Annotated in this window: 22 protein-coding genes; 16 read left to right on the forward strand and 6 right to left on the reverse strand. The window is 59.9% G+C overall.

The genetic code is table 11. The features are described from left to right. Window positions 1–21 precede the first annotated feature (21 nt). From ATE48_RS13095 to ATE48_RS13155, 13 genes are all read left to right on the forward strand, one after another. Complete coding sequence (locus tag ATE48_RS13095) at window positions 22–792, forward strand: SDR family oxidoreductase (protein ID WP_066772206.1); 771 nt, start codon at window positions 22–24, stop codon at window positions 790–792. Continuing rightward, a complete protein-coding gene (locus ATE48_RS13100; RefSeq protein ID WP_066772208.1) occupies window positions 789–1,226 on the forward strand; it encodes a hypothetical protein in 438 nt (145 codons plus the stop codon). Before ATE48_RS13095 ends, ATE48_RS13100 begins: the two co-directional genes overlap by 4 nt. After that, window positions 1,223–1,639, forward strand: coding sequence for an META domain-containing protein (locus tag ATE48_RS13105; RefSeq protein WP_066772210.1), 417 nt, complete (start codon window positions 1,223–1,225; stop codon window positions 1,637–1,639). Before ATE48_RS13100 ends, ATE48_RS13105 begins: the two co-directional genes overlap by 4 nt. A 378-nt stretch (window positions 1,640–2,017) precedes the next feature. Next, the gene (gene ccoN / locus ATE48_RS13110) at window positions 2,018–3,670 is read left to right on the forward strand and encodes a cytochrome-c oxidase, cbb3-type subunit I (protein ID WP_066772212.1); all 1,653 of its coding nucleotides are present in this window, start codon (window positions 2,018–2,020) and stop codon (window positions 3,668–3,670) included. 12 nt (window positions 3,671–3,682) lie between these two features. After that, the gene (gene ccoO / locus ATE48_RS13115) at window positions 3,683–4,417 is read left to right on the forward strand and encodes a cytochrome-c oxidase, cbb3-type subunit II (RefSeq protein WP_066772214.1); all 735 of its coding nucleotides are present in this window, start codon (window positions 3,683–3,685) and stop codon (window positions 4,415–4,417) included. 5 nt (window positions 4,418–4,422) lie between these two features. Then, on the forward strand, window positions 4,423–4,584 hold the full coding sequence (locus ATE48_RS13120; RefSeq protein WP_066772215.1) for a cbb3-type cytochrome c oxidase subunit 3: 162 nt from the start codon (window positions 4,423–4,425) through the stop codon (window positions 4,582–4,584). Continuing rightward, window positions 4,577–5,533: a cytochrome-c oxidase, cbb3-type subunit III gene (ccoP, locus tag ATE48_RS13125; RefSeq protein ID WP_066772216.1), complete on the forward strand. Its 957-nt coding sequence runs from the start codon at window positions 4,577–4,579 to the stop codon at window positions 5,531–5,533. Before ATE48_RS13120 ends, ccoP begins: the two co-directional genes overlap by 8 nt. 4 nt (window positions 5,534–5,537) lie before the next feature. Further along, complete coding sequence (ccoG, locus tag ATE48_RS13130; RefSeq protein ID WP_066772217.1) at window positions 5,538–7,022, forward strand: cytochrome c oxidase accessory protein CcoG; 1,485 nt, start codon at window positions 5,538–5,540, stop codon at window positions 7,020–7,022. Next, window positions 7,019–7,510, forward strand: coding sequence for a FixH family protein (locus ATE48_RS13135; RefSeq protein WP_066772219.1), 492 nt, complete (start codon window positions 7,019–7,021; stop codon window positions 7,508–7,510). Before ccoG ends, ATE48_RS13135 begins: the two co-directional genes overlap by 4 nt. Further along, entirely contained in the window at window positions 7,495–9,741 is a 2,247-nt protein-coding gene (locus ATE48_RS13140; RefSeq protein WP_083197340.1) for a heavy metal translocating P-type ATPase, read from the forward strand. The genes ATE48_RS13135 and ATE48_RS13140 overlap by 16 nt, the downstream gene beginning before the upstream one ends. Beyond that, window positions 9,738–9,893 (forward strand): cbb3-type cytochrome oxidase assembly protein CcoS, encoded by a 156-nt coding sequence (gene ccoS / locus ATE48_RS13145; RefSeq protein ID WP_066772221.1) that lies wholly within the window; start codon window positions 9,738–9,740, stop codon window positions 9,891–9,893. Before ATE48_RS13140 ends, ccoS begins: the two co-directional genes overlap by 4 nt. 119 nt (window positions 9,894–10,012) lie before the next feature. Beyond that, window positions 10,013–10,618, forward strand: coding sequence for an OmpW/AlkL family protein (locus ATE48_RS13150; protein ID WP_066772223.1), 606 nt, complete (start codon window positions 10,013–10,015; stop codon window positions 10,616–10,618). A 286-nt stretch (window positions 10,619–10,904) separates the two neighbouring features. Then, window positions 10,905–12,026, forward strand: a complete 1,122-nt coding sequence (locus tag ATE48_RS13155) for a ferritin-like domain-containing protein (protein ID WP_066772225.1) — start codon at window positions 10,905–10,907, stop codon at window positions 12,024–12,026. 22 nt (window positions 12,027–12,048) lie between these two features. Here ATE48_RS13155 and ATE48_RS13160 read toward each other — a convergent pair whose 3' ends face one another. Beyond that, the gene (locus tag ATE48_RS13160) at window positions 12,049–12,618 is read right to left on the reverse strand and encodes a DedA family protein (RefSeq protein ID WP_066772227.1); all 570 of its coding nucleotides are present in this window, start codon (window positions 12,616–12,618) and stop codon (window positions 12,049–12,051) included. A gap of 263 nt (window positions 12,619–12,881) precedes the next feature. Between ATE48_RS13160 and ATE48_RS13165 the strand changes: the two genes are divergently transcribed. From ATE48_RS13165 to ATE48_RS13175, 3 genes are all read left to right on the forward strand, one after another. Next, window positions 12,882–13,259, forward strand: coding sequence for a winged helix-turn-helix domain-containing protein (locus ATE48_RS13165; protein WP_066772229.1), 378 nt, complete (start codon window positions 12,882–12,884; stop codon window positions 13,257–13,259). Between the two features lie 152 nt (window positions 13,260–13,411). Beyond that, entirely contained in the window at window positions 13,412–14,887 is a 1,476-nt protein-coding gene (locus ATE48_RS13170) for a UbiA family prenyltransferase (protein WP_066772232.1), read from the forward strand. Continuing rightward, a complete protein-coding gene (locus tag ATE48_RS13175; RefSeq protein ID WP_066772233.1) occupies window positions 14,887–15,324 on the forward strand; it encodes a GtrA family protein in 438 nt (145 codons plus the stop codon). The genes ATE48_RS13170 and ATE48_RS13175 overlap by 1 nt, the downstream gene beginning before the upstream one ends. A gap of 5 nt (window positions 15,325–15,329) precedes the next feature. Here the strand turns inward: ATE48_RS13175 and ATE48_RS13180 are convergent, their stop codons facing one another. From ATE48_RS13180 to ATE48_RS13200, 5 genes are all read right to left on the reverse strand, one after another. Continuing rightward, entirely contained in the window at window positions 15,330–16,379 is a 1,050-nt protein-coding gene (locus ATE48_RS13180) for a PrsW family glutamic-type intramembrane protease (RefSeq protein WP_066772236.1), read from the reverse strand. After that, on the reverse strand, window positions 16,379–19,435 hold the full coding sequence (locus tag ATE48_RS13185) for a YncE family protein (RefSeq protein WP_156767763.1): 3,057 nt from the start codon (window positions 19,433–19,435) through the stop codon (window positions 16,379–16,381). Before ATE48_RS13185 ends, ATE48_RS13180 begins: the two co-directional genes overlap by 1 nt. A 69-nt stretch (window positions 19,436–19,504) precedes the next feature. Beyond that, window positions 19,505–21,229: a phage tail tape measure protein gene (locus tag ATE48_RS13190; RefSeq protein ID WP_066772239.1), complete on the reverse strand. Its 1,725-nt coding sequence runs from the start codon at window positions 21,227–21,229 to the stop codon at window positions 19,505–19,507. A 245-nt stretch (window positions 21,230–21,474) separates the two neighbouring features. Next, the gene (locus ATE48_RS13195) at window positions 21,475–24,531 is read right to left on the reverse strand and encodes an efflux RND transporter permease subunit (RefSeq protein ID WP_066772241.1); all 3,057 of its coding nucleotides are present in this window, start codon (window positions 24,529–24,531) and stop codon (window positions 21,475–21,477) included. Then, a complete protein-coding gene (locus ATE48_RS13200; RefSeq protein ID WP_066772243.1) occupies window positions 24,532–25,551 on the reverse strand; it encodes an efflux RND transporter periplasmic adaptor subunit in 1,020 nt (339 codons plus the stop codon). Window positions 25,552–25,580: the final 29 nt, after the last annotated feature.

Here is a 25,580-nt window from a genome sequence, read left to right on the forward strand (position 1 = left end):
GGTCGACTTCTGGAGGCTTTGATGGGCCGCGTTGCAGGACATGTGGCTTTGGTTACGGGCGCGGCGCTCGGGCTTGGCCGCGCCTGCGCGATACTATTGGCGCGCGAAGGCGCCAAGGTGATGATCACCGATCTGCGCGAGGAAGAAGGGCGCGGCGTCGCCGACGAGATTGTCGAGGCGGGCGGTGAAGCCATGTTCCTGCGCCAGGACGTTTCTTCGGAGGCGGATTGGGATGCGGTGATCGCTGCGACGGTGCGCCGGTTCGGTCGGCTAAGTGTTTTAGTCAACAATGCCGGCGTGGCTCTAGGCGGCGATGTCGAGCAAACGAGCTTGCAGCAATGGCGCGCGCTGATGGCAGTTAATTTGGACGGAGTCTTTCTTGGGACCCAGCGTGCGATCGGCGTCATGAAACAATCGGGCGGCGGCTCGATCATCAATCTGTCTTCGATAGAGGGCTTAATCGGCGATCCAAACCTGCCTGCGTATAATGCAAGCAAGGGCGGGGTTCGCATCTTTACGAAATCTGCCGCGCTTCACTGCGCAAAGGCTGGTTACAAGATCCGCGTGAATTCTGTGCACCCCGGCTACATATGGACGCCAATGGTTGAGACCTATCTGGCGGCCCAACCTGATCCGGAAGCGGCAAAAGCGTTCGTGGCGAGCCTCCATCCTGTTGGACATTTGGGTGAGCCTGACGATATCGCTTATGGCGTGCTCTATCTTGCATCGGACGAGTCCAAGTTCGTGACCGGATCGGAGCTCGTTATCGACGGCGGCTATACCGCCCAATGAATGTCACCGATCCTGCGCCGGAAAGACCATCTCGCGCGCTCTATGCTGCGCTGATCTATTTTGCGCTGGTTTTCGTGGTCGGTTTGATACTGGGCCCCGCACGCGTGCTTTGGCTGGAGCCGTGGCTGGGAAGGGCCATCGCTGTGCTTTTAGAAGCGCCCTTTTTGGTTTGCGCGATGTGGTTTGCGGCGCCTCTTTCTTTAAGGTGGGGGCGCGTTGAGCTTGGTTGGGCGCGCGCGCTCTGGGTTGGCGTGCTCGCGCTCGTGCTGCAACAAGTGGCGGATCTTGCCGTTGGCTTTGGTCTGCGTGGCATGACATTGACCGATCAATTGACATATTTTGCAACCCCTGCCGGCGCCATCTACGCCTTCACTTTGGTGGTCTTTGCAATCATGCCGCTTATGCGGATGCGGCGAGCGGAGAAAACAACATGAAGCGCTTCATCTGGGCAGCTTCGGCGACGTTCTTATTGGCGGCGTGCCAAGGGGGTGAAGAGCCGCTTGACGGTCGCTGGCAGGTTCAGCAGATCGCGGGCGCGTCTTTGGGCCAAGATGTCGATATCTGGATGAGCTTCGATATCGCAACCGAGACCGTCACCGGCTTTACGGGCTGTCATCATTTTAGAGCGCCGCTGAGCTCTTTTAGCGAAACACTTGCGATCGGTCCTGTGACGCAAGGCGAGGGTGAGTGTGCGAGCATCGCCGCGGCCACTGATGAGCAACGATTCTTGATGGTGCTGCCGGAGATTCGGCGAACAATTCGTCACGGCAAGTCGCTTGAACTTTTGCCGTTGGCCGCTGGAAGCGAGGCCTTGATTAGGCTGCGGCGCGAACCCGTCGCCGAGTAGGCGCGCCAGCTGCGAATGCCGCAGCGATCAAGAATGCGGAAGCGCCGCTCCAACACGCGGGGCAGTGTCCTAGAAATTCTAAAGTCTGCGGCGCGCCGCCACAGCGCGAACTTAAGAGTGCGTGCGCGAGCGGCGTAGTCATCGCGTCCGTGACGGCGCAAAGCGCGCTTGGCCAGGCTGCCGCTGCGACCACGAGTGCGGACGCAGTGATGGTTCGAGAATTATCAACCCGCATGATCGGCTCCTCGCGACAGCAAATACCTGCGTCGCAGGCGCGCATCTTGAGCCAGATCAAAGGTGCCTCGCGCGAGCGCTGTTACCGCCCTTTTAGAGTTTCTCGGAAACGGCGCACGTGTGCGTTGGCGGGGAGTGGCGGGAATGACGACGAGCGTAGCTAGACAACACACCGGTCGGCTTGATGCCTGGGCGATCGGCGCGATCCTTATAGCGGGGAGTTACTTTGCGCTGTGGGGGGCGGCGAACGCGACCGATTCGCGGTTCGCCATCCAAATGTGGACGGCGCTGCTTGCCTTCCTCGCCGGCGCGGCAATGCTGGTGGGCTTCGTTGGACGAGGCGGCGCGCCGGATCAATCCTCACGCTACGAAAACGGCGTCGTCAAAGCTGGCGTCGTCGCTTCGATGTTTTGGGGCATTGCCGGCTTTCTCGTCGGCGTCGTCATTGCAGCGCAGCTCGCGTTCCCAAATCTGCTCTACTTCGCTGAATGGGGATGGACGAATTTCGGTCGGCTGCGGCCTTTGCACACCTCCGCCGTCATCTTCGCCTTCGGCGGCAACGTTCTTATCGCGACGAGTTTTTATGTCGTTCAACGCACCTGCCGCGCCCGCCTCGCTGGTGGTCTGTGGCCCTGGTTTGTGTTCTGGGGCTATCAGCTCTTCATCCTGCTGGCTGGGACGGGCTATCTGCTGGGCGTTACCGAAGGCCGCGAATACGCCGAGCCGCCGTGGTACACTGACCTTTGGCTGACGCTGGTCTGGGTCGTCTATCTGCTGGTCTTTTTAGGGACGATTTGGAAGCGGCAAGAAAAGCACATCTATGTCGCCAATTGGTTCTATCTGGCGTTCATCGTCACGATCGCGATGCTGCACATCGTCAACAATCTGGCGCTGCCGGTCAGTTTCGGCGGCTGGTTCAGCTATTCGCTCTTCTCTGGTGTTCAAGATGCGCTGACCCAGTGGTGGTATGGCCACAATGCTGTCGGCTTTTTCCTCACAGCCGGCTTCCTCGGCATCATGTACTACTTCATCCCGAAGCAAGCTGATCGTCCAGTTTATTCCTACCGGCTTTCGATCATCCACTTTTGGGCGCTGATCTTCCTCTACATCTGGGCGGGTCCGCACCATCTTCACTATACGGCGCTGCCGCAATGGGCACAGACGCTCGGCGCCACGTTCTCGATCATGCTTTGGATGCCGAGCTGGGGCGGCATGATCAACGGTCTCATGACGCTCTCTGGCGCCTGGGACAAACTTCGCACCGATCCAGTGCTTCGCATGCTGGTCGTGTCGGTGGCGTTCTACGGCATGTCGACGTTCGAAGGGCCGGTCATGTCGGTGCGCGCCGTCAACTCGCTGTCGCACTACACCGATTGGACGATCGGGCACGTGCATTCCGGTGCGCTTGGCTGGGTTGGTTTCGTGAGCTTTGGCGCACTGTATTGCCTCGTGCCGTGGCTCTGGAAGCGCAAGGGTCTGTTCTCCAACGCGCTGGTTGAATGGCACTTCTGGCTCTCGACCATCGGCATCGTGCTTTACATCACCTCGATGTGGGTTGCGGGCATCATGCAGGGCCTGATGTGGCGCGCCTATAACGAGTTTGGCTTCCTTGAATACTCGTTCGTCGAAACGGTTGAGGCCATGCATCCTTACTACATCATCCGCGCTCTTGGTGGGACGCTGTTCCTGCTCGGCGCACTCATCATGGCGTACAATTTGTGGCGCACTGCAACGGCGAAAGATCCAGAGCATGTCCGCGTCACCGATGTCCCGGCCCAAGCGGTCGCGGCGGAATAGGCGGGGGCAAATATGTGGACCTTCCATAAGTGGTTCGAGCGTCACTCGCTCATTCTCATCATCGGCATCCTGGTCGTCGTCTCTATCGGCGGCTTGGTGCAGATTACGCCGCTCTTCTTCATCGAGAGCACAATCGAGCGCGTCGAGGGCGTGCGTCCTTATACGCCGCTCGAACTGGCCGGCAGGGAAATCTACATTCGCGAAGGCTGCTATGTTTGCCACTCGCAAATGATCCGCCCGCTGCGTGATGAAGTTGAGCGTTACGGTCACTACTCGCTGGCGGCCGAGAGCATGTACGATCACCCTTTCCAATGGGGCTCAAAGCGCACGGGACCGGACTTGGCCCGGGTCGGCAATCGCTACTCGGATGAGTGGCACCGCGCGCACTTGGAAAATCCACGCTCGGTTGTGCCAGAATCGGTGATGCCGCCCTACGCATTCTTGGCGCGCGCTGACGTCAATACCTCGCTTATGGGTGATCACGTGCGCGCCAACCGCTTGCTCAGCGTTCCTTATACCGATGAGCAATTGGCGAATGCGCCGAGCGACGCACGTGCGCAGGCTGAGCCTCTGGGCTCAAACGCGTACGATTTTTCGCAGCGTTACCCCGGCGCCGCCGTTCGCGATTTTGACGGCAATCCAAATCGCGTAACCGAGATGGATGCGTTGATTGCCTACTTGCAGATGCTCGGCTCTGGCGTTGATTTCAGCACCTATCAAGCCGACGCGCCTGAGAACACGAGGTAAGCGCCATGAGCTATGAGCAAGCCTCACACCTCGCACAGACATCGGGCCTTGTGCTCCTTGCCGTGTGCTTCGGGCTCGCGGTGATCTATGCGCTGTGGCCCGGAAACAAGTTGAAGTTCGATCATGCGGCGCGCAGCCCGCTCGAAAATGGGGACGACAATGGCTGATCGTGAGCGCGACCATGTGAGTGGCACAGAAACCACTGGTCATGAATGGGACGGTTTAAAGGAGTTGGATACCCCGCTGCCGCGCTGGTGGCTCTATATCTTCTATGCCTGCATTCTTGCGGCCGTGATCTACTGGGTGCTGATGCCGGCCTGGCCGATCGGCAATGGCTATACCAAAGGCATTTTGGGCTTTTCTGATCGCAGCAATGTCGCTGCTGATGTTAATGCCCTGCGCTCGGCGCGTGCGCCCTTGTTCGAACGGCTCGCCAGCGCGAGCACCGCCGAGATCGCCGCAGATCCAGAGCTGCAGGAATTTGCCCGCGCAGCAGGGGAGTCCGTGTTCGGCGATTATTGCCGAACCTGCCACGGCGCCGGCGGCGCGGGTGCGCCTGGATATCCAGTGCTCGCGGATGACGTTTGGATTTGGGGCGGTTCACTTGCCGACATTGAACACACTCTGCGTGTCGGCGTTCGTGCTGATCACCCCGATACTCGTATGTCGATGATGCCGGCCTTTGGCCGCGACCAGCTGCTTAACACCCAGCAGATTGGAGATGTGACAGAACATGTGATCGCAATATCGACCGCAAACACCCGCTTACATGCCGACAATGCCGCTGCCGCGCGAGGCGCCGTCATCTTCCAAGAGCAATGCGCTGCCTGCCACGGGACAGGCGGGGCTGGCGATCGTGCAGTTGGAGCGCCGAGCCTCAACGATGACGTCTGGCTCTATGGTGGCTCACGCGAAGAGATCCGTCGCCAAGTGGAGATGGGTCGCGGCGGGGTGATGCCGTCCTGGGAACGGCGCTTTGATGCTGGAACCTTGCGAGCGCTTGCTTATTATGTCCATGAAATGGGTGGGGGCGAAGCTGACGCACCCCCACCTGTGATCCCGGCCTCGACTTCTGAGCCAGCTCAAAACGCAGCCCCGGGCGCGCCGCTACGTTAGCGGCATGACCAAGGTTACTCTCATCGATACAACGGCGCGCGCCGACGAGCACAGCATCGAGGCGCGCGCCGTCAATTCCAAAGAGGCAAGAGAACTCTACAAAAAGCGCGAGCAAATCTATCCAAAGCTCGCGCAGGGGTTTTTTCGCAACCTCAAATGGGCGGCCATGATCGTGCTGCTCAGCATCTATTATATTACGCCCTGGCTGCGCTGGGATCGCGGCGTTGGTCGCGCCGACCAGGCCGTGCTGGTTGATTTTGAGGCCCGTCGCTTCTTTTTCTTTTTCATCGAGCTCTGGCCGCAGGAAGTTTATTATATAACCGGCCTCTTGATCCTTGCGGCGTTTGCGATTTTCCTTTCGTCCGCTTTGTTTGGCCGTGTGTGGTGTGGTTACGCGTGCCCGCAAACAGTTTGGACCGATCTTTACATTTACGTTGAGCGCGCGATTGAAGGTGATCGCAACGCGCGTATGCGCCTCGACAAAGAGCCCTGGTCGCTTTCGAAGCTAGGCAAAAAGCTCTCCAAGCACATCGCTTGGATTGCGATCGCTGCCGCAACGGGCGGTGCGTGGGTCTTTTATTTTGGCGACGCGCCAACTCTATTCCGTGAGATATTCACCGGGCAAGCCGACCCGGTCGTCTACCTCTTCATCGGCATTTTGACATTTACGACGTATGCGCTCGCTGGCACGATGCGCGAGCAGGTCTGCACTTATATGTGCCCATGGCCACGTATCCAGGCGGCAATGATCGACAAGGACGCACTAAGCGTGACGTACCGCGTTGATCGGGGAGAGCCGCGCGGCGCACACAAAAAGCATGAGAGTTGGGAAGGGCGCGGCGATTGCATCGATTGCCGCCAATGCGTGGCCGTTTGTCCCCAAGGCATCGACATCCGTGATGGCGATCAACTTGAGTGCATCAATTGCGCGCTGTGCATCGATGCCTGCGATGAGATCATGAAGAAGGTGGGCCGACCAACGGGGCTCATTGCTTATGATAGCTACGCCAATGTCGAACGCCGCAAGCAAGGTAAAGGCGGCGTCTATCGTCTCATCCGTTCGCGCACCGTTCTTTATGGCACGCTGATGGCCCTAGTGGCGGCGTTCATGATCTATGGTCTTGCGACGCGTCAGACGCTGGATCTCAACGTCATCCGCGATCGCAGCCCGCCGTTCGTGCGCTTGGCGGACGGCGATATACGCAATGATTATGCATTGAAGCTGATCAATATGACCGATCGCGCGCGCCAGGTTGAAATCACTTTAGATGGCCTTTCCGGCGCGCGGCTCTTTGTGCCGGCGCTCGAGGTTGAGGGTCGGGTTATCGTTGAGGCCAAGCCCGACACCGTGACCAATGTACGCATTCACGTTGTTGCGCCATCGGATGTCGGCGAGGGCTCTCACCCGCTCCGCTTTATGATCCGCGACACCAACAGCAATGATGTTGCAACCAGCGCTTCGGCTTTTTTAGCAGGAAGTCCCCCATGAACACGGCCACTTTTGAGATTCGCGGTTGGCATGTCCTCGTGACGATACTCGCCTTCTTTGCGACCATTATCGGCGTCAACGTCACCTTCGCTGTCCTTGCGGTCCAATCATTTCCTGGCGAGGATGTGCGCCGTTCCTACTTGCAGGGTCTGAATTATAACGAGACGCTCGCCGAGCGCCGTGAGCAAGCAGCGCTTGGATGGCGTGCAACGACGGAGCTGCGCAGTGATAATCAGGGAGCGGCGCTGGTGGTCGTGGTCAGTGGACGCGATGCCGAGGCGATCAGTGGCGCAACGATAACCGGCGAGCTTGAGTGGCCGACGAATTCCCAATTGGATCGCGCGCTGACTTTCGAGTCGCAAGGTGGCGGCCGTTATATTGCACGCCTTGACACCTTGACGGCGGGGCGTTGGCGCTTGCGCGCGCGCGCGGAGCGCGGCGCCGATGCACTGGATTTTGAATCGGAACTGACATGGCCGACACATTAGTTGCACCTGGCTGCCCATCAGGCTTGGCGCCCGTTGAAGCGGAGCGGCGAGCAGATCCGGCGCCGTTCGTGCGCCGGGACGGCGCGGGTCATGACACGCTTGAGCTCATGATCCAGGGCGCTAAGTGCGCCGGTTGCATTCGCAAGATTGAAAGCGGATTGCTGGCGCTCCCCGGCGTTAGTGACGCGCGGCTCAATCTTTCCACTGCCCGGCTTAAAGTTGCATGGTCGCCGGGTGCGGTTGCGCCAGCGGCCATCACCGATGCCTTGACCCAAATGGGGTACGGTGCGGCAGCGTTCGATCCAGCAGCGGCGGCGCGTCAGGTGGATGAAGAGGGGCGCAAGCTTTTACGTTATCTCGCTGTCGCGGGCTTTGCCGCGATGAACATCATGATGTTTTCGGTGCCCGTTTGGTCTGCGGACGGAGAGATGGGGGAGGGCACGCGCACCCTGCTGCATTGGATCTCGGCGCTGATCGCCATACCGGCGGCGCTTTATGCAGCACAGCCTTTCTTTCGTTCGGCCTGGACCGCGCTTCGCGCGCGCCGGGCGAATATGGACGTGCCAATTTCTTTGGCGGTTGTGCTGACACTCACCATCTCGATCGCCGAGACTTTGCAGCAAGGCGAGCACGCCTATTTCGACGGCATTACGATGCTGCTCTTTTTTTTGCTGATCGGGCGCTATCTCGATCACCGCTTAAGAGAGCAGGCGCGCACGGCCGCGCGCGATTTGTTGGCCCTTCAATCGATCACGGCCTCGCGCATTGGCCTTGACGGCCATGTTGAAGCCATCAGCGCCAACGATATCGTCGCCGGCGATCGGCTCATCCTCGCCGCAGGGGATCGCGCGCCGGTTGATGGCGTGGTTCTTGAAGGCGTTTCTGAGCTCGACCGATCGATGCTCACGGGCGAAACTTTGCCTCAGCCCGTGCGCATTGGCGACGCCATCCATGCGGGGGTGATCAATGTTGGTCAGCGTTTGATTGTGCGCGCCACAGCGCCAGCGCGCGATTCCTCGATTGCTGAACTGGCGCGGCTGATCGAAGTCGGCGAACAGGGCCGAACGCGTTTTGTTCGGTTGGCCGAAAAGGCCGCAGCCCTCTATGTGCCGGTCGTTCACTCGTTGGCGTTGGCGACGTTTTTGGGCTGGATGTTTGGGCCGGCGCTGTTGCGCTTGTTCGGCTTTGAGACCCTCGATGTTGGCCTTCGCGCGGCGCTTATGAATGCCGTTGCGGTTCTCATTATTACGTGCCCGTGTGCACTAGGCCTTGCTGTGCCTGCGGTGCAGGTCGTGGCGACCGGCCGCTTGTTCAAGCGCGGCGTGTTGGTGAAATCAGGCGACGCGTTGGAGAGATTGGCGCAAGTCGACGTCGCCGTGTTCGATAAGACCGGGACTTTGACGCTCGGCAAGCCGCGCCTCGTTGGCGTTGTCGATCCCAAGGTGTTGAGCGCGGCAGCTTCGCTCGCGCGCATTTCGCGCCATCCATTGTCGCGGGCTTTAGTCGAGGTGGCGGGGCCGGGGCTGGCTGCAAAGGATGCACGCGAAGCGCCAGGAGAAGGTATTGAGGCAGGCGCAATGCGGTTGGGGCGGCGCAGCTTTGCAGCGCCCGCGTCCAGCGAGGCTGAGGATGATGCCGCCGAACTTTGGTTCGCTAACGGTGATGCATCACCGGTGCGGTTTGCATTTGTCGATGCGCTGCGCGCCGATGCAGCGCAGGTCATTGCAGCGCTCCGTCAACGCGGCATCGAAGTTGAACTTATCTCGGGCGATCGACCAATAGCGGTAGAAGCGGCCGCGCGCGAAGCGGGGATTGAAAGATGGCAGGGCGCCGCCTCGCCGGCCGATAAGACAGCGCGTCTTGCTGCTCTTCGTGCGGAAGGCAAAAAGCCTCTCATGGTCGGTGACGGCCTCAATGATGCAGCAGCGCTTGCCGCGGCACATGCCTCTGCCTCGCCGGGCACGGCGCTTGAGGCGAGCCAAGCTGCGGCCGATCTGGTGTTGCAGGGCGCGCAATTGATGCCGCTGATTGAGGCGATTGATGTTGCGAAGATGGCGCAAAGCCGAGCGCTGGAAAACCTTCGCTTCTCGGCGCTCTACAATGTGATTGCGGCGCCTTTGGCTGCCGCCGGCTTTCTAACGCCGCTCATCGCGGCTTTGGCGATGTCGGGGTCATCGCTTATCGTGACGCTAAATGCCTTGCGCCTCCAACTTGGCTGGAGGCACCCATGAACGTCATGATCTTCCTGATCCCAGCCGCGCTCTTTATGGCGGCGCTAGGATTATGTGCGTTCTTCTGGAGTTTGCGTTCTGGCCAATATGAAGACCTTGATGGCGCTTCACATCGTGTCTTGATCACGGATGAGGAGGATCAGCCTTTTTAGCGTCGCGTCACGGCATCCGCGACGCTTTGTCCAAGGTGATGGCTGGCAATGTTTGATCCGCGTCAAACGCCAAAAATGAACCTGCGTCATCCTTGTGCTGTTCAGTACAGGGGATTGAAATGACCAAAATTGGGGTTGCCGCTATTGCGGCAGTTGCGGCCTTGGCGCTCGCCGCGCCGGCGCAAGCAGGCGTGTTGGACAACTTTCAGGTGAAATTTGGCGTTTCGGGCGTGCTCCCAAATGAGAGCGGCAATCCGATCGATGTCGAAATTTCCGACGAATACGTGCCGTCGCTGCAGATCGAATATTTTTTCAACGATCACGTCTCGGCCGAGTTGCTGTGCTGCGTCGCCACCCACGATGTTACGGCCGCTGGCGGCGCCATCGACTTAGGTCAAGTCACACACTTTCCGCCAACGGTGACGTTGAAGTATCGCTGGACCAATTTCGGCCAAGTCGAGCCTTATGTTGGGGCCGGAGTGAACTTTACATCGTTCATCGACAGCGAACCGCCGGCTGGCCGTCACGTTGAATACGATTCTTCCGTTGGCCCGGCGCTGCAAGCGGGCGTCGACTATCGGTTCGACGAACATTGGGGCGTCAACTTCGACGTGCGCCGCATCTGGATCAATACCGATGTGACCATTTCGGGCGACATCAGCGCCACCGACGAAGTCGATATCAATCCTTGGGTTGTCTCCACCTCGATCGCCTACCGTTTCTAGGACTTGATCGTGATGGGACTTGATCCGTTCATCTGGCTCGTCGTCGCTGTCATGACGACATTCGGTGTCGTACTTGCGTGGGCAACCTGGATCACGCGGGGGCGATAAAGCGCTAAGACCTCTCCCTTCTAAGCGCGCGGGCGGCCGATGCTGAAAAGCATCGGCCGCTTTGCCTTTTGGCGGGGCCCCATGAACCTTTGAACTAAGTTGATCGCGATCAATGCCCGGCGTGAAGCGTCGTGTCTCCATAAACTTGACGCCAGCGTCATTTTTAGGGAGCGAAAAAATGCGTGTCACTATTGTTGAAGGTCCGCCGCAAGATGTGCGCAGTTTCGAAGAAACTGATCTTGTCGACAAATTGACGATGGACGACGTCGAGACCATCCGTGAGATCTTTCACACGCCTCTTATTGGCTCGTTCAACTGGGATTACGACAGCGCCAACGCCAAGATTCGTCGCCTCTACGAACTTGGCAAAGTTCACAATTGGAATGCGCACCTCGATGTCGATTGGGATGCGCCGTGCGATATGTCGGACTTTCCGACGGAATCTTCGCTGAGTGCGCTTGCTGGCTATCCAGAATACGAGGCTTTGAGCCACGAAGAGAAGGTGCGTTTTGCCTGGAAGGGCCACGCCCAGACCATGAGCCAATTCCTGCACGGCGAGCAGGGGGCTTTGCTTGTCGCATCGCAACTGGTGTCGTGCGCGCCGACAGCAGACGCAAAGCTCTACGCGGCGTCACAGACCTTCGATGAGGCCCGGCACGTTGAAGTCTTCAACGCTTATCTTCGCCGCCGCTGCAAGATGGTCTATCCGATCAACAAGAATTTGAAGGCGCTGATCGATAAGGTGCTCGCCGATGAGCGCTGGGATCTCAAATTCATTGGCATGCAGCTCATCATCGAAGGATTGGCGCTCGCAGCGTTCGGCGCCCAGATTCGCACGACCAAAGATCCATTGCTCAAGCAAATTCTGGAACTCGTCATGCGTGATGAAGGTCGCCACGTCGCCTTCGGCGTGAATTATCTCGAAGATTGGATCAAGGCGCTGCCTCAGCAAGAGATCGAAGATCGCGCCGAGTTTGCCTATCAGGCCTGTGTCATCATGCGTGACCGTCTGTTTGGGCTGGATGTGATCCGTGAATATGGCTTCGATGAAGAGGCGGCGCGCAAGCATATCCTCGATTCAACCGTGATTGGCCTTTTCCGCGAATTGCTCTTTGAGCGCATCATGCCGAACCTAAAGCGCGTCGGTCTCCTCACCGAGCGCATGCGTCCAAAGTACGAAGCGTTGGGTGCGCTAAAGTACGAGGACATGTCCGGCGATGTGATGATCGACTGGGCCCAACTCGAGCGGCCACTGCCAACGAAAGAATATCTGGAAGCTGCCAGAGCCGCAGCGGAATAAAAACTGGCGCGCTACGGCACGCTTAGCTATTGGCGCTGCCGCGGCGGCTTTTGATAAAATTGGTGATCACCGTTACGGCAATGACGGTGATCACTATGCCAACCATCACAAACGGCAAGAAATGTTGCAAGCGCGCGCCGACAATCTCGCCCAGCGCTGCAAATAACCCATAGGTCAAACCGAGATACAAACTAGCAGTCAGCGCAATCAGTGGCAGAAAGCGTCGAAACGGCGCGCGGAAGACGCCGCATGCCAAATAAAGAGGAATACGTGTGCCTGGAATGAAACGTGCGCCGAGGAGCGCCAGGCCAAGCCGGCTTAGCACTGCTTCCTTTAATGTCGCGATTTTCGGATTGTTGGTTAAGCGCGCCGCCGGCGGCCACGATTGGGCAAAATAGCCGGCCCAGTATTTCCATCCGTCGCTCATAATCAGTCCGAGCAACGACACTAGAAAGATTCCGCCCGCATCGTCCGGGTGCAGTGAAGCCGCCGAGGCTGAGCCCACGACGGCGGCGTCTTCTTGAATGAAGGGCGCAACGAACACGGCGAGGTAAATCGCCCACAGCTGCGGCATAGCAAACTCAGCGCTCATCGCGCCGCGTTCTCAGATTGGGCGCTCGCCGGGGTCTGATCGAAGAATTCACGCCATTTGATGCGCATAGATTACCCAACCCAGCCGTCGGCCCCCGGATCTTGTTATTATACCGCGATTATATTGCAACCGGCGCGGGGAGCTCGGAGGTCTTCTTGCGCTAATACGTATGCATTCAAGCGTGGATTCTTACTGGCGTTCACCCACCTCGCTGGCGAGGCGCGCGAAAAGGCGGAAGATGCGCCTCAAGATCAGATTGGGCTATGAGTGCAGCGCCGGTGAGAGCGGGCAAATCGCCAAGTGGGACGACCTTTGGGGCGCGTGTGTCGCGCCTGTGGGTGCGAACGCCCGCCCGGCGCTTGACGACGCAGGCGCTCACGATCGAAGCGCCGGCTGCAATTGATTTCGACAACGGGCGCGTGTGCGTCGACGGATATGAGGTTCGGGCCTCCCCGTGCGAGGCAAAGCTCTTGCGTGTCTTTCTCGAGCATGCGGGTCAGGGTGGGGAAGAGGATATCGACGCCCAATTCGTGCGTGTGTTGGTCGGTGATCTTCGCCAAAAGATCGAAAAGGATCCGGCGCGCCCAAGCCTGATTGTCACCGAAACCGGTGTTGGCTACCGTCCAAATGCTGGCGACTGAGGCCTTGCTCCCCCGGAAGGGGGCGCTCACTGCAATCGATAGCTCCAATCCGCGCCGGCCGCTTTCGCGCCAGGACCGTCCTCGTCATAAGGGCGAACGAATTTGTAGAGCCGCGCCCGTCATGTTCAGTGGGGTGGGTTGGAGCGTTGGGCGTGGGCGATCGGGCGGATCTAGAGGCTGAGGGCGAGGCGCCCCTGGCTGTCGATCTCGACGGCACGCTTATCCGCAGCGATCTTTTCATTGAGGGCATGGTGCGACTTGCGTTCAGCAAGCCGTGGTTGCTCCCATCATTGTTGCTGTGGCTGACGCGGGGGCGAGCCTACGCGAAACAGCGCATCTTTCAGATTTTCGATTTCGATCCAGCGGAGCTGCCATACGACGAACGTGTCATAGGTTGGCTGCGAGAAGAGCGCACCAAGGGGCGAAAGATCGTCCTGGCCTCGGCGTGTGATCGCGTCGCCGTTGAGAAGGTGGCCGAGCACGTTGGGATTTTTGACGCCGTGTTCGCTTCAGATGGCGAAACCAATTTGAAATCAGCGCGGAAGGCTGAACGGCTCGCTGCGGCCTATCCAGGCGGGTTCGTCTATGCCGGCAACGAGGTTGCGGACATTGCGGTCTGGCGCACTGCAAAGCGCGCCGTTGTCGTCAATGCATCGCCGGGCCTTGCCGACATGGCGGCCAAGGAATTTGACGTCGAACGCCAATTTGTGCGCCCCGTGGGATTAGCGGATGCGTTCGTTAGGGCCATTCGTCCCCAGCAATGGAGCAAAAACCTCCTCGTCTTCTTGCCCATGCTTGTTGGGCAAGGGTGGATGCAGATCGATGCCTGGTTGAACGCATTCGTGGCGTTCTGGGCGCTCTCGTTGACAGCATCGGCCGTCTACTTGTTGAATGACGCGGCCGATATCGACGCTGATCGCGCGCACCCGCGCAAAAAACTCAGGCCATTCGCCTCCGGTACCTTTCCGCTGCACTGGGGTTTGGCAAGCGTCGTTATTTTCTTGGGACTTGGGCTTGGGTTAGCGTCGTACGTCGGCGTGTTCTGGCTAGCGCTTGCATATTTGGCGCTGACGACCGGCTATTCGATGTGGCTAAAGCGCGTTGCGTTGTTGGACGTTTTCTTGCTCGCTGGCCTCTACACGATCCGCATCGTGCTTGGCGGCGCAGCCACCGGGTTTGCCGCCAGCGATTGGTTGCTTGCCTTTTCGTGCTTCTTTTTCTTGAGCCTGGCTCTGGTGAAGCGCGTCGCCGAGACGCGCGATCTTTCTAGGCGTGGCGGCGGTGAGGTTAGTCATCGCGGCTATAAGAGCACCGATACTGAGATCCTAACCGTGATGGGGGTGAGCGCCGGGTTCGTTGCGAATCTCGTGCTCGCGCTTTATCTCCAAGATCGCTCCATCACGGCGCATTATCGTGAACCATTCCTGCTTTGGGGCCTGCCGGCAATCGGTCTGGTTTGGGTCTGCCGGGTCTGGCTGAAGGTCGCGCGCGATGAAATGGATGACGATCCGATCGTCTTCGCTGCACGCGATATCTATTCTTGGATGCTCATCGCAACAGCCGGTCTTTGCTTTTTTGGCGCCTCGACGCTCAACGAGAACGTCATTCCAACGATTCTAGGGCGGTGATGAAGCTCAACCTTCTCCATCGCTGGTTCGGCGCCCTTGTCGAAAGCGACGACCATGGCGTTACGCTCCTGCGTTTTCTCGCGGTCGGCGGTACGGCCACTTTGGTCATGATGCTGTTGTCGATCAGTTTTTCGTCCGGTTTTGGATTTCCACCGCAGGTCGCCCAGGGCGTCGCGCATGCGCTGTGCATTGTCCCGACCTATCTTTGCCAACGCGCCATCACCTTTCGTTCGAACGTGCAGCATCGGCGTGGGTTGCTCGGTTATTTGTCGATGCAGCTGCCATTGCTTGGCATGGGCGTGGCTTTGGCTTGGCTATTGATCGGACAAATGCACTGGCCGCGTGAAATCGGGCTCGCCACCATTGCGGTAATCGTGGGCGCGACCAGTTTCTTGGTGCAACGCCTTGTGATATTTGCCAGCAAATCCCAAAAGTAGAGGCCTTAAGCGTCGCCGCGCACGCGTGCGTGCAGGCGAGATAATTCCCAAAGATCGTTGCGGGTGAAGCCCAGCTGCGCCGAGAGCGCAGCGAGCGTGGTGCGGCCAAGTGTGAGTTCTAGAGTTTCGAGCTTTGCGAACTTCGTCCGGTCTTGGTCAGTTAGTGTCGTGGCTTGTCCGGACTGCGCCGCATGAATGAGTTCTTCCGCGCGCAAGATGAGTTCGGTCTTGAGTTCAACATAGGTGCGCGCATCGGCTGCCTTCTCGCCGAGGCGGGTGGCAATGGCGTCGATGGCTTGCCCGCGTGGCGTGGCTGAAAAATGCCCTGCGCGAATTTCTGCCAGCAATTGTTCATGCGCGGCGCGATCGGCGGCCAGCCATTGCTGCGTTGCGTGATCGCTGCGAATGAGCGCAAGAAAGATGGTTGCCGGCGCCGTGAGAAGGGTGAGCGCCATGATGACGATAGGCTGTTCGGGAAAGTGATTGAAAACCGAGTGGATGATCATCGCGGCGCCGAGGCCCGGCAGAAAGAGGAGCGGATTGAAGCGATAATGTGCGGCGGCGCTCTCAGCTTGTCGCTCGGTCATCTCATGCGAGATGATGGCAAAGATGGCCGTGGCGCCGCCGTGCATGATCGCGGTGCCAAACCCACGCACGAGCCAGGCGGTTACGTTGGCGTCGGTGATCGTAAAAAGGTACCAGACGTTCTCGATGACTGAGAACCCAGCTCCCACCGCAAATCCTGCAATGGCCGCGTCGACCTTAAAGCCAACACGGTTGCGCGCAAACAAGTAAACGATGGGCGCTGCCTTCAGCGTCTCTTCGATGATCGGAGAGATGTAACGCGTGAATGCGCTGAACCCGATGGGGAACCCATCCATGACGCGCAGATTGGCGACAAAGCTCAGGCCCGCGATGGCGCCGCCAGCGCCAAGCAAGATCAAGATCTCTTGAGCGCTAATGAGGTTGAAAGCGTCAAGGCGATCGAAGACGACGAGAAGGAGCACGACCGGCGCCAGGGCGACAAACGCCTTAACCAGAAGGTCCCCATCCATCACATGATCTTCAACGAAAGAAGCACTTCGTCGCTTTCAGCTTCGCCATCTTCAAAGCCCCTGGCGTAGCCGAGCGAGAGCGTCATCGGCAAGCGATGTGCGACGGTGAAATTCCAATCGGTCTGAACGCCGGCGCTCTGCAGGGAGCGATTTAAACCCGTGCGCGATTCTGCTTCTAGTGCGCCAACGAACAAGGCCGGCCGCATCGAGCTGAGGAAGATGCTGGCCACGCCCAGATCCTCGAAACGCAGTGGCGGCAGATTGAGCTCCCCGACCGCGCGCACGAATGTTTGAGCTTCGATTTGGTTGATCGCAAAGCCAGGGAAGCTATCGAATTCCCGATAGCGTTTGATTTCCCGATCATCGACATAATTGTTGCCGAAGGCGCCCATGTACCAGGCGCTGAGCGGGCTGGCGTCGTCGCCGCCGACTGTTCCGGCTGCCGTATAGAGCCAAGCGGAGGCGTTGTTTAAGGGCAGTGGCACGCCGAAATCGACGCCGGCGCGAACGCTTGGAAATGTTTCGCCATTCGCGTGGTCCGCACCGAGCGCGACATTCCAACGCCAGCCGCGCTCGTGATCAACGGCGCCGAGTGAACGGGTAGTGTTGGTGTAGGTCCATAGGGCGTTGATGCTCGCAAGCTCATCGAACGAGGTCGAAACCTCTTGCGCCGAAGGCAGTGTATCTAGACCGGTGTAGTAGGCGGCATCGATACTGAAATCGAGCTGCCTCGGTGGATCGTAGATGAATGAGTTGTGATACCCGACAATGAAGGCATCGCCCGCGCGCGCGCGTTCAGTGGGGCCGAAGAGGTCGTAGAAGTCGGCGTCGTTGTGCCAATAGCGCAAGCGCCAGCGCAGTGTTTTGTATTCGATGTCGAAGTGCCAGTCCTGATCTTCGAATGGTGAGTTTGGAAGGTAAGACAGCGTCATGTGCAGTTGGTTGAACTGCAACGGATCTTCAAACACGGCGTGATACCCGACCGCAACGCGGCCTCGGTACCCTTCGACGACCGGATAGGTGGCGCCCAGTCGCATTTCGTCACGCGGGGTGTAATGGCCTTGTTCGGTAATGAGGCTATCGAGGTCTACGTTTGCCGGCGAACCCGCCGTCCAATTTGTGACAACAGGATGAGATTGCGCGATCTCTGCGCCGAGGAAACGCACGGCGCCGAGGTCGTCAAGCGGCAGAGGGTGAATCACGCCGGGCCTGAAACCTTCGCCGGTATATTCATAAACGATGAGCGAACCGTCCGGGCGAGGGATCGGTCGGAAGAACCCTGTTTCCGCATTTGAGACGGCCTCCAACTCTTGGGTGGCAAGTTCGTAGCGGAAGATGTTTGAGACGCCTGTAAAGTAGGCGCTGCCAAACAAATAGCGGCCATCCGGAGAGAAGACAAAGCCCTCCGGCGTCGCTGTTCCTAGGCTAAAGGTCGAAATCGGTGTTGGCGTGGCGCCGGCTGTCAAATCGGCGGTGTTGAACACCTGCACGGATTGGTCGCCGTTTATCTCACCGACTGACATGGCGAGCATTCCGCCATCAGCCGAGATGTCGAGGTCGAACGGGACACGTCCGAAGGGGAACGTGTAGATCTGGTTCCAGCTTTCATAGGGCGCAGGGATGCGCACGAGCGTCACATAACCGTTGAGGTGACGAAGGCCCCAAAGTGAACGATCCGCCGGATTGAAGACGATGTCGCCGATGCGCGCGTCGCGCAGAACCATGTGCTCATGGCCGGTCGCAACATCGATCTCAATGATGTCGCGATAGGCGTAATTGTCCGTGGTGTACCATGCGGTGTTGCTTGCCGGATCGTAGGCAAGCGAGGTGACGCGATAGAGCATCGCGCCCTTGATGTCGGTGAGGTGACGGATCTCGCCGCTTTCCGGATCGAGTACGCCCAGATGCCCAATCACGCCCGGATAACGGAAGGCGCCGATGAGCTCGTCGGTCCGCGGATCCACGAATGTCCGCGAAACCGAGCCAAGTGCGCGGGGCGAGAGTGATACCGCCTCAGTCAGCGGGTGAGCGCGCAGTGCTTCAAGATTGTTGCGCTGGAAGCTGTGCTCCCATGCGATCCACTCGTTCCAGGCTTGATTGAGAGAAAGATCGAAAACACGCCGGAATTGCGATTGGTAATAGGCCTCGCTGCCTTCATCGCGTCGTAGCCATTGCACGACTTGCTCTGGCGAGTAACGCTGCGCCAGGTACGAGAAGAAGCGCGTTCCATAGAGGTAATCGTTCACGCCCACTTGGAAGTCGACGAAGATGCCTTCTGATTCCAGTCCAACTGGCGAGTAAAAATGCGCGTCGTCGCGCACCATTGAGCGGAAGACCATCTCATCGTAGGCGCCTTGCGCGCGGCCGAAGCCGCCGGCCATCCATGTTTCCATGAACACGGCGCTGCCTTCGAGGAACCAGCGCGGCACGTTTACGCGTGGTGTGGCGAGATAATTGTAGAGGATCGATTCTGGATGTTCTTGCACCGGCATCGGCTTGCCGCCGAATGCGCGGCGCCAAAATGCATCGCGCTCGTTCCAGACGTCCATCAGCGCCACGTGCGTGACTTCGTGGTTTGTAAGCGTGAAGAAACGTTCGCCTGGACTAAAAGTCTCATAGGCGAGGCTAAGCGGGGCGATGTCGATAAGGAGTGCGTTGTTGGGGGACGAACGCGCGGCGGCGTTGCCGTAATCGCCAAAGTCCTTCAGCAACAGCGTGACTTGATCCCACGGCTCCCAGCCGAAAATACGGCGCTCGAAGTTGAGGGAGTTCTGGAAGCTCCGCGCCACGTAAGGCGTCAGATATGTTTCGGATGGATCAAAATAAAGAAGACGCAGGTCCTCGGTTTCGAGGCGCGATAAATCGATAAGCGGGATATCGTCCGGGTCGCGGCTGGGGGGAGGCGCCTCCGGAGGCGGCGCCTCTTCCGTTGCGGGCGGCGACAGGACTTCGCCTTGGGTTGGCGTGTCACTAGCGTCAGTTTGCGCCTGCGCTTGCGCCATCGCGATGGGCGCTAGCGTGAAAGCCGTTGCGAGTAGAAGTGTCCGGATCCCCACGTCCTCCGGCCTAGCATGCATTGGAAGACAACACGCCGCGTCTCGCGTGACGCGGCGTGTCGCTTTGCCTTAGTTCGCCCGAACGGCGGCGGCGAAGTTGGCGTCGCGCGCCATCACCGCAAAGGCCGGTTCGCGCGCCAGAGCGGCGAAGGCCGGTTGGCGCGCCAGCGCCGTGAACGCGTCTGCGTTGCGGGCGAGGGCATTGAGCGCCTGAGCGTTGCGAGCGAGCGCCTCGAACGCCTGCGGGTTTTGCGCCATGGCGGAGAAAGCCTGCGGGTTGCGCGCCATCGCCTGCATGGCCTGGGCGTTGATGCCCTCTCCATTGCGCGCGATCGCTGCTTGCGCCTGGAACGCCTGAGCATTACGCGCCAGAGCCGCTAGAGCTTGGGCATCGCCGGCAAGCGCGCGGAAGGCCTCAGCATTGCGCGACATCGCCTGGAACGCTTGGGCATTGCGCGCCAGCGCATCAAACGCTTGTGCATCGCGGGCCATTGCCTGGAACGCTTGGGCATTGCGCGCCATGGCGTCGAACGCTTGTGCGTCACGAGCCAAGACCGTCATGGCTTGAGCGTCACGGCCAAGCGCTTGGAACGCCTGCGCGTCGCGAGCCATCGCGGTATTGGCCTGCGGGTTGCGGGCAGCCGCTGCGAAGTTGGCGTCACGCGCGAACGCGGCAAACGCTTGTGGGTTGCGCGCCATAGCGGCGAACGCTTGCGGATGACGGGCCAGCGCTTCGAAGGCTTGTGGGTAGCGCGCCATAGCGGCGAACGCCTGCGGTTCGCGCGCCAAGGCCGAGAACGCTTGAGCGTTGGCGGCAAGAGCCGAAATCGCTTGTGCGTCGAGAGCCTGGAGCGTCCGTCCTTGGGCCTGGAACGCTTGGGCGCTGCGCGCCATCGCCGTCAGGCCCTGAGCGTCACGCGCCAGAGCGTTGAACGCCTCGGCATTGCGCGACATCGCTTGGAATGCCTGTGCGTTGCGGGCGAGCGCGTCGAAGGCTTGCGCATCGCGCGCCAAAGCCTGGAACGCTGCGGCGTCACGTGCGAGAGCGTCGAACGCTTGCGCGTCAGCTGCCAGCGCACTCATCGCTTGAGCGTCACGACCCAAAGCTTCAAACGCTGCGGCGTCGCGCGCCATCGCGGCATTGGCTTGCGGATTGCGCGCGGCGGCGGCGAAGTTGGCGTTGCGAGCGAACGCGCCAAAGGCCTGCGGGTTGCGCGCCATTGCGGCGAACGCTTGTGGGTGGCGGGCCAGCGCTTCGAACGCCTGTGGATGACGCGCCATGGCCGCGAAGGCTTGTGGCTCGCGCGCCATGATCTGGAATGCCTGAGCATTTTGCGCCAAGGCCGTGAAGGCGTCGGCGTTGCGGGCTTGAGCGTCAAGACCCTGCGCTGCGCCAGCTTGAGCTGCGCTTGCGAGCGCAGCGAACGCCTGGGGATCGCGGGCGAGAGCTGAGAACGCTTGCGCGTCCTGCGCCATCGCGGCGAGGGCTTGGGGATTTTGGGCGAGGGCGGCAAAGCCCGGATCGCGCGCCAGCGCGCGGAACGAGGGATCGTTGACCATGAGATGGAATGCATCCGTCTGCATGAGCCGCGGCACCGCGTCATCGCCGAGCGTGACGTCTGCATCGGTCACCTGAGCGGAGCGATAGCGCTCAGCTGGTGCAATGGTGCCAACGCTGGTGCCGCCTGCTGGAGGTAGAACGGCTCCAAGCGTGATTGCACCAACCGCCAAAAGCGCCACGAGACTAGTCGCGGCGATCCCCAATTTGGCGTTATTCGACAAGGCAATGGCCACGTCGTGCCTCCTGATATTCAATTAGACCGCGCGGGTGTGAGTAGCGGCCAAGATTGCCAACCCGTCAATGAAAAGTTCTACCGAAGCGTAATGTTGGCGACGCCGCCATGGCGGCGTGCGGGTGAACATTCAGTGCTGATTTCGCTTGGTTTTGTTGGTTCCAACGCCTCGGAACCGGCTCGGGCGCGGAGGGTGACGGGCGTCACAGACAAGGATCGAAGAGGGGATTCAGTGCGGTCCGCCGCTTAGGCGCTTGCCTCTTGCGCCTCGTCCTTCGGCGCCAATAGAAGGTACATCGCCGGCGTTACGATACGCGCGATGAGCGTTGAGCTGATGAGCCCGCCGATAAGCACCATAGCAATCGGCGAGAACAGGGGCGAATCTTCCAGCAACAAAGGTGTCATGCCGCCGATTGCTGTGGCGCTCGTTAAGAGCACCGGCAGGAAGCGCACTTCGCCAGCGGTCTCGATCGCTTCGCGCAATGGCACGCCGCGCGTACGCGCCTGATTGGCGAACTCGACCAAGAGGATCGAGTTTTTGATCTCAATCCCGATGAGCGCAACAAAGCCAATGATGGCCGTGAATGAGAGTGACTCACCGCCAATGAAGAGCGCGATCAGGCCGCCCATGATGCCGAACGGAATAACGAACGCGACGACGCCCGTTACGGCGAACGTGCCGAACTCCAGCAAGAGAACGGCAAGAACGCCAAAGATGGCAATTAGGATCGCCGGTCCCAAGCCGCCAAAGCTTCGCGCTTGCGCCTCGGCTTCACCACCAAACGACACAGTATAACCAGCGGGGAGGCGCAAGGCTTCCAAGCGTTGTGCAACGTCTGCGGTGACGCCGCTGATGAGAAAGCCGGGTTCGGTATAAGCCGTGACAGTCGCTGTCCGCTCACGCTGCACCCGGTCGATCGAGGCAGGTCCGCTCTCCATCGTTGGGTGCGCGATCTCCGCCAGGGGCGTTGCGCCACCTTGGCCGTTCCAAATGTAAAGCCGATCCAGCGCCGATACCGGCAGTGTCTCTCCGCGCGGGGCGCGCAACACGACAGGAAAAGCATCACCCGCCGGGTCACGGAACTGTGCGACGGGAAGCCCTGCAATGGCAATGCGCAAGCTATGATCAATTGCGCCGGCCTGAACGCCGCGAAGGGCGGCGGCCGCATCGTCGACATTGAGATCAAGATCGATGAGCCGTTCCGATGTCGGGTTGGATACCTCGCGTGCGCCCGGCGTTTCGCGAATGATGCGCTCAACTTCGCTTGCCAGCTCACCGAGGGCCGCCAGATCCGGTCCGTTGATACGCACCGCAATCGGCGCTTCGATTGGCGGGCCGTTTGCAAAGCGGCGCAAATTCATGCGCGCGCGCGGGTATTGGCTGAGTTGCTCTCGGATCTCTCCTATTACGCGCATGCCTTCATCGCGCCGCCATTCGTGGAAACGCGCGTAGATTTGGCCTTGGTTCGAAAGCTGCTCCGGCGGGATCTCATTGTAATAGATTTGCGGGTTGCCGCGCCCGCTATTGGCGAAGCGCCATTCGATTTCCGGATGCGAGGCTAACACGCGCTCAGCATAGAGCACGGCGTTATCTGTCTCGCTGACGGCGCTTCCTTGCGGTGTCTCGATATCGACGAGGAAATAGGGGCTGTCGTTTTCCGGAAAGAGGCTAAAGCCAAGGTGCGGAATAAGCCCAAGCGATAGCACAAACGCAGCCAATCCAGCGAACACCGTCTTGCGCGGATGCGCCAGCGCGACGTGGAGCGCCGGGCGATAGATGTTGTGGATCGCGCCCATGACGCCGTCCAACAAGGCGTTGGAATGACCGGATCCGCTTCGTGGCAGCAAGCGGCTCGCCAGAAAGGGAATGATCGTCAGCGCCACGAACAGCGATGCAATGATGGTCGTGACGACCGCTACCGGCAATGATCGCACGAAGGCGCCCGCGCCCTCGGGCAATGCCATCAACGGAACGAAAGCCAAAAGCAGCGTCGCCGTGCAGCCAATGACCGCAATGTTGATCTCGCTGACGCCTGCGATCGCCGCTTCGCGCGGGGTCATGCCTTGGCGCAGGTGGCGTGCAATATTTTCGGTAACGACGATGGAATCGTCCACCAGCAAACCGAGCGCCAATACAAAGCCGGCGATAGAGAGCTGGTTGAGCGAATAGCCAAGCTCTTGGATCGCCACCACGCCAATCGCCAGAGAAAGCGGGATCGACACCATCACAACGATGGAGGCGCGAAAGCCCAATGGCAGCAAGGTCAGCAAAACCAGCGCCAGCGCGATTGCAAAGTCGCGCGCAAGATTGCCGAGCCGGTGCGTAACCGTCTCTGATTGGTCGAAGCCGCGATGCAGCTGGATGTTGGCGGGCAATGATTGTTCGAAGGCGTCGACGCGGGGGCGGACGCCATCGATCACGTCGAAGATAGATTCGCCAAGACGCGCCTGGGCGCTGACGAACAGAGCGCGCTGGCCGTTGAAGCGGGTAATATGCGCGCGCTCGTCGTTCGCCCAAGATACGTCGGCAACGTCACCGACTGTCAACAATGAGCCATTCTGCGCCCGCAGCGCCACGCGCCTGATTTCATCGAGCGAGTCGAACGATCCCGATGATTGAACGTTGAAGCGCCGGCCACCGGCTTCTACCGCGCCAATCGGGGTATCGACACCCTCGCGCTGAAGCGCCTCGCCGAGAGCTGCGAGCGGCAGTCGATAGGCCGCGAGTTGATCGAGGTTCGCCGCAACTCGCACTTCCGCGGGCGGCGCGCCCCAAACCTCAGCTTGTTGAACCCCCGGCGCACGCTCAAGCGCATCGCGAAGGCCTTTCGCGTAAGCTTCAAGTTGACGAAATGAGGCGTCGTCGCTGGTGAGCGCCATCTGCACGATGGCAGCTTGCGCCGGATTGTAGCGGCGCATGCGAATGTCGACGACGCCGTCGGGGAGATTGGGCCGGACGACGTTGATCTCGCGCACCACCTCGCCGAATTTTTCTTCGGCGTCCGCGCCCCACTCGAACTCGACATTGATGATAGCAAGGCCCGCGCGACTAGCGGATCGAATTTCGCGGATGTCCTCAATGGCGTTGATCTGGTCTTCGATCGGGATCGCGACCAGACGTTCCATCTGCTCGGCATCCGCGCCGGGTAAGATCACCGCGACAGCGACGCCCGGAAATTCGGTGATCGGATCTTCTGATTTTGGAATCGAGAAAATAGCGCCGATGCCCAAAGCCACGAGCAAGGCAAACAGCACCGCGCTGAACTGCCAGCGATCAACGAAAAAGCGCGTTATGGCCTGCATCTATGTGCCGGCGGCAATGCGAACGGTCTCGCCGTCGCGGACGTAAGCTGCGCCGGCGGCGACGACCCGATCTCCTGGTGCGAGGCCTTCGACAACGATGACGCCTGCTTGGGTGACGCCCGCAGTGCGAACCGCGCGGCGTCTTGCGACGGCGTTCTCGTCGAGAACATAGACGACGCCTTGATCGGCGCGTGCGTCAAGCAAGGCGAGAGTGGGAACGATGATCGAGACTTGGCTGGTGTCTTGAGGTTGAGCGGCAATCTCGACTTCAGCCACCATGCCGCTGCGTAGGCCTTCGACCGCTGTAACTTCAACTTCAACCTCGAACGCGCCTGTGCCGGCATCGCCTTTGGCGCCGACGCGTGTGACGCGTCCTGGACGTTCTGCGCCGTTGACGCGGATCTCAGCTGTATCTCCGACGCGGATGCGGGCAGCATCACTCGAAGCCACTGGCGCGCGAACGACAATTCCTGAGTTCGTTTCACCCAGGACTAAGACCGGCGTTCCGGCAGCCAGTGTCTGCGATGGCTCGGCGGCGCGGCGAAGAATGACGCCGTCAGCGGGTGCGGTGAGGACCGAAGAGTCACGCGCGCGCGCCACGGCAAGGCGCGCGTCCTCCAATCTTGCTTCAGATACAAAGCCGCGCTCGTAAAGTTCTTGCGCGCGGACAAGATCGCGCTCGGCGTTTGCGCGGGCAAGGGCCGCTTCGTCCAAATTGGCGCCGGCGTTCGTTCTACGAAGCGTCGCAAGGCGCTGGCCACGGCGCACCACATCACCTGAATCTACGTCGATGGCGCCTATAACGCCGCCCGAGGTGAAGGCGAGGATGGGTTCGCGGCGATAGCCCACCATGCCGCTTGCGCGGATCGCGCCCGCCGCCGATGCCGGCGTTACTTCGACGACCTCGACGAGGGGGCCTTCGGCTGTTGCCGTCGCCTGTTCCGCGTCACCGCCCGAGCAGGCGGCCAGAAAGAGCGCGCCAGCGAGACCAACAGATTGAAAAATGGCAGCTTTCTGCACGTTCCACCCTTAAGGCTGAACGATAGCGG

The organism is Candidatus Viadribacter manganicus (genome assembly GCF_001679665.1).
Taxonomy (GTDB): Bacteria; Pseudomonadota; Alphaproteobacteria; order Caulobacterales; family Aquidulcibacteraceae; genus Vitreimonas; species Vitreimonas manganica.

Coding starts and splice junctions, on each gene's coding strand:
- ATE48_RS13095 (WP_066772206.1), top strand. CDS start 22: ATGGGCCGCGTTGCAGGACATGTGGCTTTGGTTACGGGCGCGGCGCTC.
- ATE48_RS13100 (WP_066772208.1), top strand. CDS start 789: ATGAATGTCACCGATCCTGCGCCGGAAAGACCATCTCGCGCGCTCTAT.
- ATE48_RS13105 (WP_066772210.1), top strand. CDS start 1,223: ATGAAGCGCTTCATCTGGGCAGCTTCGGCGACGTTCTTATTGGCGGCG.
- ccoN (WP_066772212.1), top strand. CDS start 2,018: ATGACGACGAGCGTAGCTAGACAACACACCGGTCGGCTTGATGCCTGG.
- ccoO (WP_066772214.1), top strand. CDS start 3,683: ATGTGGACCTTCCATAAGTGGTTCGAGCGTCACTCGCTCATTCTCATC.
- ATE48_RS13120 (WP_066772215.1), top strand. CDS start 4,423: ATGAGCTATGAGCAAGCCTCACACCTCGCACAGACATCGGGCCTTGTG.
- ccoP (WP_066772216.1), top strand. CDS start 4,577: ATGGCTGATCGTGAGCGCGACCATGTGAGTGGCACAGAAACCACTGGT.
- ccoG (WP_066772217.1), top strand. CDS start 5,538: ATGACCAAGGTTACTCTCATCGATACAACGGCGCGCGCCGACGAGCAC.
- ATE48_RS13135 (WP_066772219.1), top strand. CDS start 7,019: ATGAACACGGCCACTTTTGAGATTCGCGGTTGGCATGTCCTCGTGACG.
- ATE48_RS13140 (WP_083197340.1), top strand. CDS start 7,495: ATGGCCGACACATTAGTTGCACCTGGCTGCCCATCAGGCTTGGCGCCC.
- ccoS (WP_066772221.1), top strand. CDS start 9,738: ATGAACGTCATGATCTTCCTGATCCCAGCCGCGCTCTTTATGGCGGCG.
- ATE48_RS13150 (WP_066772223.1), top strand. CDS start 10,013: ATGACCAAAATTGGGGTTGCCGCTATTGCGGCAGTTGCGGCCTTGGCG.
- ATE48_RS13155 (WP_066772225.1), top strand. CDS start 10,905: ATGCGTGTCACTATTGTTGAAGGTCCGCCGCAAGATGTGCGCAGTTTC.
- ATE48_RS13160 (WP_066772227.1), bottom strand. CDS start 12,618: ATGAGCGCTGAGTTTGCTATGCCGCAGCTGTGGGCGATTTACCTCGCC.
- ATE48_RS13165 (WP_066772229.1), top strand. CDS start 12,882: ATGAGTGCAGCGCCGGTGAGAGCGGGCAAATCGCCAAGTGGGACGACC.
- ATE48_RS13175 (WP_066772233.1), top strand. CDS start 14,887: ATGAAGCTCAACCTTCTCCATCGCTGGTTCGGCGCCCTTGTCGAAAGC.
- ATE48_RS13180 (WP_066772236.1), bottom strand. CDS start 16,379: ATGGATGGGGACCTTCTGGTTAAGGCGTTTGTCGCCCTGGCGCCGGTC.
- ATE48_RS13195 (WP_066772241.1), bottom strand. CDS start 24,531: ATGCAGGCCATAACGCGCTTTTTCGTTGATCGCTGGCAGTTCAGCGCG.